The 9,033-nt window shown below is 68.3% G+C and carries 8 protein-coding genes and 2 pseudogenes; 1 reads left to right on the plus strand and 9 read right to left on the minus strand.

All coding sequences use genetic code 11. The features are described from left to right. Positions 1-351, plus strand: a pseudogene (locus tag RIF89_RS08025) (mannose-1-phosphate guanylyltransferase); the annotation flags it as partial. Between the two features lie 65 nt (positions 352-416). On the opposite strand, the gene RIF89_RS08030 reads toward RIF89_RS08025, so the two are convergent. From RIF89_RS08030 to RIF89_RS08070, 9 genes and pseudogenes are all read right to left on the minus strand, one after another. Next, on the minus strand, positions 417-1,052 hold the full coding sequence (locus tag RIF89_RS08030; RefSeq protein WP_309068604.1) for a VanZ family protein: 636 nt from the start codon (positions 1,050-1,052) through the stop codon (positions 417-419). Positions 1,053-1,134: 82 nt separating this feature from the next. After that, positions 1,135-2,328: an elongation factor Tu gene (gene tuf, locus RIF89_RS08035; RefSeq protein ID WP_309068605.1), complete on the minus strand. Its 1,194-nt coding sequence runs from the start codon at positions 2,326-2,328 to the stop codon at positions 1,135-1,137. Positions 2,329-2,483: 155 nt separating this feature from the next. Then, a complete protein-coding gene (fusA, locus tag RIF89_RS08040) occupies positions 2,484-4,598 on the minus strand; it encodes an elongation factor G (RefSeq protein WP_309068606.1) in 2,115 nt (704 codons plus the stop codon). A gap of 105 nt (positions 4,599-4,703) precedes the next feature. Further along, positions 4,704-5,174, minus strand: coding sequence for a 30S ribosomal protein S7 (rpsG, locus tag RIF89_RS08045; RefSeq protein WP_055992108.1), 471 nt, complete (start codon positions 5,172-5,174; stop codon positions 4,704-4,706). A gap of 5 nt (positions 5,175-5,179) precedes the next feature. After that, positions 5,180-5,548, minus strand: a complete 369-nt coding sequence (gene rpsL / locus RIF89_RS08050; protein ID WP_018171438.1) for a 30S ribosomal protein S12 — start codon at positions 5,546-5,548, stop codon at positions 5,180-5,182. Between the two features lie 298 nt (positions 5,549-5,846). After that, positions 5,847-6,512 carry a spermidine/putrescine ABC transporter substrate-binding protein gene (locus RIF89_RS08055; protein ID WP_309068607.1) on the minus strand — a complete coding sequence of 222 codons (666 nt, stop codon included), beginning with the start codon at positions 6,510-6,512 and terminating at the stop codon, positions 5,847-5,849. A 26-nt stretch (positions 6,513-6,538) separates the two neighbouring features. Next, complete coding sequence (locus RIF89_RS08060; protein ID WP_309068608.1) at positions 6,539-6,925, minus strand: hypothetical protein; 387 nt, start codon at positions 6,923-6,925, stop codon at positions 6,539-6,541. Between the two features lie 114 nt (positions 6,926-7,039). After that, positions 7,040-8,143, minus strand: coding sequence for a CvpA family protein (locus RIF89_RS08065; protein ID WP_309068609.1), 1,104 nt, complete (start codon positions 8,141-8,143; stop codon positions 7,040-7,042). Between the two features lie 174 nt (positions 8,144-8,317). Continuing rightward, positions 8,318-9,033, minus strand: a pseudogene (locus tag RIF89_RS08070) (DNA-directed RNA polymerase subunit beta'); the annotation flags it as partial.

The following is a 9,033-nucleotide window of genomic DNA, read 5'->3' on the forward strand; positions in this document are numbered from 1 at the left end:
GCGATCGACTACGCCGTCGCCGAGCCCGCCGCCGAGAAGGGGCGGCTCGCGGTCGTGCCGGGGCACTTCGACTGGGACGACGTGGGCGACTTCGCGAGCCTCGCCAAGCTCATCTCGGGCGGGCGGGTGGATCAGATGTCCATCCTCGGCCCCAACGAGATGGTGCTGGCGGACGAGTCCACGGGACTCGTCGTCTCGCAGACCAGCCGCGTCATCGCGGTGGTCGGCGTCCAGGGCCTGATCGTCGTCGACACCGAGGACGCCCTGCTCGTGACCACGAGCGAGCACGCCCAGCGCGTGAAGAGCGTCGTCGGGACGCTCCAACGGTCGGGTCGGGAGGACCTCCTCTGATTCCACGACGTGGCGCGCGGCGGGCTGGACCTACACCGGCATGGGTCGCTGACGCCGCAACCGCGTCAGCGGCCGATGGGCAGCCGCAGGGTCGGCGCCTCGCCGCGCGGATCCGTCCAGAATCCGGGCTCCAGCACCTGCGTGGCAAGGTCGGCCGGCTCTGCCTGGTTGCGCGCGCGCAGCTCGGCGCGTGCGCGCAGATAGGCGGCGTTGCGCTCCCAGATCTCGCGCTCGATGACCCGCTGATCGCGCGCATGGAGCAGCGCGCGCATGATCGTCGCGAGCAGCAGTCCGACGTAGCCGCCGGCCGTGTTGGCGACGACGTCGGAGACCGTCGAGAATCTCTCCGGCAACAGGGTCCCCTGCGTCACCTCGATGAAGCCCGAGAACGCCGGCAGCAGGAAGAGCGCGAGCCACCAGCCCCGCCGCGGCAGCGCGAGACCCAGCAGGGAGCCGAGGGGCACGAACATCGCGATGTTCGCCGTGAACTCCAGCATCGCGAAGTCGAACCACTCCGGCACACCGAGCCGCCACAGGACGCGCAGCACGCGCTCCGAGATGCCGCCCACCTCCAGCTGACCCGGATTCGGCCACATCGTGATCAGGAGCACGAACGCCGTGTAGATCAGCAGCAGGAACGTGGCGATCCACAGCCGCGCGTAGCTGCGCGGCGGCCGCGGTCCCAGCGTGATGTCGCTCATGTCGCTCCCGATCCTCCCGCGAAAACGAAAGTGGGCCGGATCCGAAGATCCGACCCACTCCCTAGTGAGTTCTGAGAAGAACTTACTTGACGATCTTGGTCACCGTGCCGGCGCCGACGGTGCGGCCACCCTCACGGATCGCGAAGCCGAGGCCCTCTTCCATGGCGATGGGCTGGATGAGCTCCACCGACATGTCCGTGGTGTCACCGGGCATGACCATCTCGGTGCCCTCGGGCAGCGAGATGACGCCGGTGACGTCCGTGGTGCGGAAGTAGAACTGCGGGCGGTAGTTCGTGTAGAAGGGGTTGTGGCGGCCACCCTCGTCCTTGGACAGGATGTACGCGGTGCCCTCGAAGTTGGTGTGCGGCGTGACCGAACCCGGCTTCACGACGACCTGGCCGCGCTCGACCTCTTCGCGCTTCAGACCACGGAGCAGGAGACCGCAGTTCTCGCCGGCCCACGCCTCGTCGAGCTGCTTGTGGAACATCTCGATACCCGTGACCGTGGTCTTCTGCGTCGGGCGGATGCCGACGATCTCGACCTCGGAGTTGATGGCGAGCGTGCCACGCTCGGCGCGGCCCGTGACGACGGTTCCACGACCGGTGATCGTGAAGACGTCCTCGATCGGCATCAGGAACGGCTTGTCGCGGTCGCGCACCGGGTCCGGGATCGACTCGTCGACGGCGTTCATGAGCTCGACGATCTTCTCGCCCCACTCGGCGTCGCCCTCGAGAGCCTTCAGGCCCGAGACGCGGACGACCGGAGCGTCGTCGCCGGGGAAGCCCTGCGACGAGAGCAGCTCGCGGACCTCGAGCTCGACGAGCTCCAGGATCTCCTCGTCGTCCACCATGTCGGCCTTGTTCAGGGCGACGAGCAGGTAGGGCACGCCGACCTGCTTGGCGAGCAGGACGTGCTCACGGGTCTGAGCCATCGGACCATCGGTCGCGGCGACCACGAGGATCGCGCCGTCCATCTGGGCGGCACCGGTGATCATGTTCTTGATGTAGTCAGCGTGACCCGGGGCGTCGACGTGCGCGTAGTGGCGCTTCGGCGTCTCGTACTCGACGTGCGAGATGTTGATCGTGATACCGCGCTGACGCTCCTCAGGAGCCGAGTCGATCGACGAGAAGTCACGCACGACGTTGACGTCCGACGGGTACTTGTCGGCGAGCACCTTCGAGATCGCCGCGGTGAGCGTCGTCTTGCCGTGGTCGACGTGACCGATCGTTCCGATGTTCACGTGCGGCTTGTTGCGCTCGAACTTGGCCTTAGCCACTGGGTCCTCCTCAGGACGGTTCATGGAGCATCGCCGGGCGCTGGATTGCGACCGGTTCTGTCCGGGGATGGTTCTCAGTCTAATAGAGAGAGTCGATGTGAAGTTTTGGGGGGTGGGGGCTTGACGCCCCCACCCGGACCGTCAGGGTCGGACGATTACTCGCCCTTGCCCTTCTGGACGATCTCGTCGGCCACGGCCTTGGGGACCTCGGAGTAGCTGTCGAACTCCATGGAGTACACAGCACGACCCGACGTCTTGGACCGCAGGTCGCCGATGTAGCCGAACATGCTGGACAGCGGAACGAGGGCCTTAATGACCTTCACGCCCTGCGCGTCCTCCATCGACTGCATCTGACCGCGACGCGAGTTCAGGTCGCCGATGACGTCGCCCATGTACTCCTCGGGAGTACGGACCTCGACGGCCATGAGCGGCTCGAGCAGCACGGGGTTCGCCTTGCGGATGGCCTCCTTGAAGCCCATCGAGCCGGCGATCTTGAACGCCATCTCGGACGAGTCGACGTCGTGCGACGCGCCGTCCTTCAGGGTCGCCTTCACGCCGACCATGGGGTATCCGGCGAGGACGCCCGTGTTCATCGCGTCCTGGAAGCCCTGGTTGGTGGGCTCGATGTACTCGCGCGGGATGCGGCCACCGGTGACCTCGTTCACGAACTCGTACGTCTTGTCGGCCGTGACCTCGAGGGGCTCGATCGCGAACTGGATCTTCGCGAACTGACCCGAACCACCGGTCTGCTTCTTGTGCGTGTAGTCGTGGCGCTCGACGGCCTTGCGGATCGTCTCGCGGTAGGCCACCTGCGGCTTGCCGACGTTGGCCTCGACCTTGAACTCGCGCTTCATGCGGTCCACGAGGATGTCGAGGTGCAGCTCGCCCATGCCCTTGACGACGGTCTGACCGGTCTCGGCGTTGTTCTCGACGCGGAACGTCGGGTCCTCTTCCGCGAGCTTCTGGATCGCGAGACCCAGCTTCTCCTGGTCGGCCTTGGTCTTGGGCTCGATCGCGACCTCGATGACCGGCTCCGGGAACGTCATCGACTCGAGCACGACCTGGTGGTCGGCGTCCGAGAGGGTGTCGCCCGTGGTCGTGTCCTTGAGGCCGATGACCGCGTAGATGTGACCGGCGGTGACCGAGTCGACCGGGTTCTCCTTGTTGGCGTGCATCTGGAAGATCTTTCCGATGCGCTCCTTCTTGCCCTTGGTCGAGTTGACGACCTGCGAGCCGGAGTCGAGGTGACCCGAGTACACGCGGATGTAGGTCAGGCGACCGAAGAAGGGGTGCGTGACGACCTTGAACGCGAGCGCCGTGAACGGCTCGTCGCGGTCGGCGTGACGCTCGATGATGGTCTCTTCGTTCTTCGGGTCGTGCGCCTCGATGGCGGGCACGTCGATCGGCGCCGGGAGGTAGTCGATCACGGCGTCGAGCATCGGCTGCACGCCGCGGTTCTTGAACGCCGAACCGCACAGCACGGGGTAGACCTCGCTGGCGATCGTGAGCTTGCGGATGCCCGCCTTGATCTCGGCGACCGTCAGCTCCTCGCCCGCGAAGTACTTCTCGAGCAGCGCGTCGTCGGTCTCGGCGACCGTCTCGAGCAGCTTCTCGCGGTACTCCGCGGCCTTGTCGGCCAGGTCGGCCGGGATCTCGGTGATCTCGTACTTGGCGCCCATCGTCACGTCGCCCTTGGCGTCGCCGGGCCACACGAGCGCGCGCATCTCGACGAGGTCGATGACACCCACGAAGTCGTTCTCCGCGCCGATCGGCAGCTGGATCACGAGCGGCTTCGCCTTCAGGCGGTTCACGATCGTGTCGACCGTGAAGTAGAAGTCCGCGCCGAGCTTGTCCATCTTGTTGACGAAGCAGATGCGGGGGACGTTGTACTTGTCGGCCTGACGCCACACCGTCTCGGACTGCGGCTCCACGCCCTCCTTGCCGTCGAAGACGGCGACGGCGCCGTCGAGCACGCGAAGCGAGCGCTCGACCTCGACCGTGAAGTCCACGTGGCCGGGGGTGTCGATGATGTTGATCTGGTTCTTGTCCCAGAAGCACGTCACAGCAGCGGACGTGATCGTGATGCCACGCTCCTGCTCCTGCTCCATCCAGTCGGTCGTGGCGCCACCATCGTGCGTCTCGCCGATCTTGTGGTTCACACCCGTGTAGAACAGGATGCGCTCGGTCGTCGTGGTCTTACCGGCATCGATGTGCGCCATGATGCCGATGTTGCGGACCTTCTTGAGGTCGGTGAGCACTTCCTGTGCCACTTGCGGTTCCTAACGTGTGGTGTGGAGTAGAGCTGTGGTGCCGGGCCCGGGACGGATCCCGTCTCCGGGCCCGGCAGGTCGCATCCGGAGGGATGCGGGTGCTGATTACCAGCGGTAGTGCGCGAAGGCCTTGTTCGACTCGGCCATCTTGTGCGTGTCCTCACGGCGCTTCACCGCGGCACCGAGGCCGTTCGAGGCGTCGAGGATCTCGTTCATCAGACGCTCGGTCATCGTCTTCTCACGACGGCCCTTGGCGTAGCTGACGAGCCAGCGCAGCGCGAGCGTGTTCGCGCGGTGCGGCTTGACCTCGACCGGCACCTGGTAGGTCGAGCCACCGACGCGGCGGCTGCGGACCTCGAGGGTCGGACGGACGTTGTCGAGCGCCTTCTTGAGCGTCGCGACGGCGTCCTGGCCGTTCTTCGCCTCGACGCCCTGGAGGGCGGTGTAGACGATGTTCTCGGCGATCGACTTCTTGCCGTCGACGAGGATCTTGTTCACGAGCTGCGTGACGATCGGAGCGCCGTAGACCGGGTCGTTGACGACGGGGCGCTTCGGGGCGGGTCCCTTACGAGGCATGAGTCTCAGCCCTTCTTCGCGCCGTAGCGGCTGCGAGCCTGCTTACGGTTCTTGACGGCCTGGGTGTCGAGCGCACCGCGGACGATCTTGTAGCGGACGCCGGGGAGGTCCTTCACACGACCACCGCGGACGAGCACGAGCGAGTGCTCCTGCAGGTTGTGGCCCTCGCCGGGGATGTAGGCGGTGACCTCGGTGCCGTTGCGGAGCTTCACACGGGCGACCTTGCGCATGGCCGAGTTCGGCTTCTTGGGCGTGGTCGTGTACACGCGGGTGCAGACACCCGCCTGCTGCGGGTTCGCCTTAAGGGCGGGCGCCTTGGTCTTCGAGACCTTGGGCGACCGGCCCTTGCGAACCAGCTGCTGAATAGTAGGCACTGGTTGCTTTCTCCTTGTTGTGCTGCACGGTGACAGCGGTGGATTCCCCCGCGTGGTCGCGCTCGTGTTGCTCAGCGTGACGGTGCGGGTTTCACGTTGACCCACCCGGGCGGCAGAATGTGCCGCACGTTTGATGTGGTGGGTATGCCGTGGGGGTGACCTGTTCGCAGGTCAATCCCTGATCGTGTCGGACCCGGCGCACGCAAGCGGGCGCGCGTGTACGCACACCAAATCATGATAGCGCATCTGGGCGTGTTCGGCGTGTCGCGGCGGGTTCCGCGCGCCCCCGGTGCAAGCGCTAGAAGCCCAGTCCGTCGCCCGCGTCGCGCGGATCGAACGGGGCGTCGAGCGCCTGCGACAGCTCGGCCAGCATCGCCTCGACCTGCGGCTCGACGTACTGCACGATCGCCGCGTGGATGCGCAGCCGGTGATGCAGCAGGATGCCGCACACCTCCCGGCCGATCAGGTTTGCGTACTCGTCCGCGAGTCCCACCTCGCGGCGCAGCGCGACCTTCGCCTCCTCCGTGAGCGGCGGCAGGCTCGGCACCTGCGCCTCCTCCTCGTTCGCCAGACCGGAGAGTGTGAAGAGGAACGGCTGACCCGGGACCGGATCGGGATCCAGCGGCAGCCCCTCGAACTCCGGCGCGAGTCCTTCGGACGGGCGATAGCCGCGCGCACGGTTGCGGGTGGCCTGCTGATCGAGCTCGGACTGCAGCATGGGCAGGTTGCGCGAGGTGTAGTCGGCGACCGCGTGGTCGACGATCGTCTTGATCCGCGTCGACAGGCCGTGCTGCACGCCGTGCGGCACATCCGACCCGAGGCCCGCGGCGGACAGGATCGGCGAGCCGAGACAGCGTCGGCAGGGGGCGACCCTGCCGCGGTGCGTCGCCGGCTCCCAGCGCGGCACCCAGCGCAGCCAGGCGTCCACCGCCTGGCTCACCTGCGTCTCGAGCGACCGCTCCACGCATCCAGAGTAGGGGGCGAGGCCGCTTATTCCTCGTCTTCCTCGCGCTCCCACGGCCATTGCGGCCGATGCGCGGCGGTGCGGCGCACCGCGATGGCCGCCCATCCGGCGACCGCGGCGGCGCCCGCGACCACCGCGACGGTCCAGCTCGTCGCCGTCTCCGCCACCGCGGCGGTCGCGGTCGCGACATTCACGCCGAACAGCAGGGCGAACACCCACAGCGCCGCGAGGTGCACGAGCGCGCTGACGAAGGACACGAGGACCACGTCGGTGTAGCGCGGCCGCTCGGCCCTCAGCACCGGCCACAGCGCGCCGGCGAACGCCAGCGCCGCCGCGCCGAACGCGAGCGGACCGGGGACCGGGGGAAGTCCCGGGGTCGCGATCACGTCCCGGTCCGTGGCGAGGCTCAGCATGCCGGATCCGAAGACCATGAGCGCGACGTCGCCCGCCAGCGCGAACGCGAGGAGCGCCGCGGGAGGGAACCTCCCGGGCGCTCCCGGCGATGTCTGCGCGTTCGCGATGACCTCTCAGCCCAGCGACGGTCCTGCTTCGAGGGTGCGCTCGTACTCCTCCTGCGCGGCGGCGTTGCGCTCGGTCACCCGGGCGCCCCGGCGGGCGGCCCACGCGCCGAACCAGATCGTGATCTCGCGCGCGAACACGAAGGCGGCGATCGCGAGCGGCGACAGCAGCTGCGCGCCGGCCTCGTCGAGGCCTTCGCGCGCGGTCATCTGCCAGAACGGCACGTCGACGAGGGCCCCCAGGATGTGACCCGCGTACGCGATCACGCCGACGAAGACGCCGAGCAGCACCCAGGCCGCCCAGCGTGCGCGGTTCACGAGCGCGCCCAGCAGCCAGAATCCGAGGAAGAACACGACGACGGTCGTCCAGAAGCCGAGCGACGCGATGGTCTGCAGCGAGTAGTCGGCGATGTTCTCGAGCGACACCTCGCCGTTCAGGGCGCCGACGCCGAGACGGGCGGCGAAGTACAGCACGGCGAAGACCAGCGCGGCGAGCACGCCGATGGCACCCGCGGCGCCCCGGTTGCCCTTCATGCGCGGCGGCTCGGGCGCCTGCACGTAGATGGGCGTCTGCGCCGGCGGCGCGGCGGCGGGAGCGGCGGGCTCGGGCGTAACGGGCTCGCTCGCCGTGACCGCGGACGACGCGGCCGGCGCGTCGTACGCGTCGCTGGCCGTGAAGGTCTGCGTCTTGTCGGCCGGCTCGAACCAGGGGTCGGCCTTCTTCTCGGGCTCACCCGAGCGCGTCGTCACGGTCGTGGTCGCGCCGCGGTTCTCGAGCGCGTCGAGGTCGGCCGCGAGGGCCGCGTAGTCGGGCTCCTCGGCCGCCGGCTGCGCGGGACGATCGTCCGCGGTGCGGTCGTCCGTCGCGGGGCGACCCTCGGGCTCATCGTCCGCCGGTCGGGTCACGGGGGCGTCGTCCTCGGGGGTCGCGACGATGTCGGTCGCGCCCGTGGTGGCACGCGCCTCGCGGCGCGTGGCGGGGAACTCGCCGGCGTCGCCCACGGCCGGGGCGTCGTTCGCTGCAGCGGTGGTGTCGGCGTCGGCCGGCGCGGCCGTGCCCTCGATGGGCTCGCCGTCGCGGGGCTCGCTGCTCGGTCCCTTGGCGTCACTCATCCGAAGCACTCCTCACGTCGGGGTCTCTCCCCTGACTCCCGGAGAGTAGCGCGGGTGCCCCGCGCTCGCGCGGAGCCTCGCCGCCCTCGGGCCACCTTGCTCGTCGCACGACGAGCGGGGAGAACGCAAGAGGGCCCCAGCCTGTCGGCTGGGGCCCTCTTCACAGCGTCACGCTCAGTTGTAGGTACCGGGCGTGAAGTCGTCCGTCGAGAACGCGTCGAAGTCGACGTAGCTGTAGTCGCCCTCCGCGAACGCGCCGTCGGACGCGAAGATGCGGTTGGGGTACCGCTCGCTCTTCGCCTCCTCCGTCGCCTCGACCGTGACGTTGCGGTACTTCGCAAGGCCCGTGCCGGCGGGGATCAGCTTTCCGATGATCACGTTCTCCTTGAGGCCGACGAGCGGGTCGCGCTTGCCCTGCATGGCGGCCTCGGTGAGGACGCGTGTCGTCTCCTGGAACGATGCGGCCGACAGCCACGACTCCGTCGCGAGCGACGCCTTCGTGATACCCATCAGCTCCGGACGACCCGAGGCGGGACGCTTGCCCTCGCCGACGGCCGCACGGTTGATGTCCTGGTAGCGACGCAGGTCGACCATCTCGCCGGGCAGCAGGTCGGTCTCGCCGTGGTCGACCACGGTGACCTTGCGCAGCATCTGGCGGACGATGACCTCGATGTGCTTGTCGTGGATCGGCACACCCTGCGAGCGATACACGCCCTGCACGCCGCCGACGAGGTACTTCTGCACCTCGCGGGCACCCTGCACGCGCATGATCTCCTTCGGGTCGAGCGTGCCGACCTGGAGCGGCTGACCGACCTCGACGTGCTGGCCGTCCTCGACGAGAAGCGTCGCACGCTTCAGCACCGGGTAGACGACGGGCTCGTCGCCGTTGT

The sequence above is a fragment of the Microbacterium sp. genome, from assembly GCF_031178525.1.
In the GTDB taxonomy this organism is placed as follows: Bacteria; Actinomycetota; Actinomycetes; order Actinomycetales; family Microbacteriaceae; genus Microbacterium.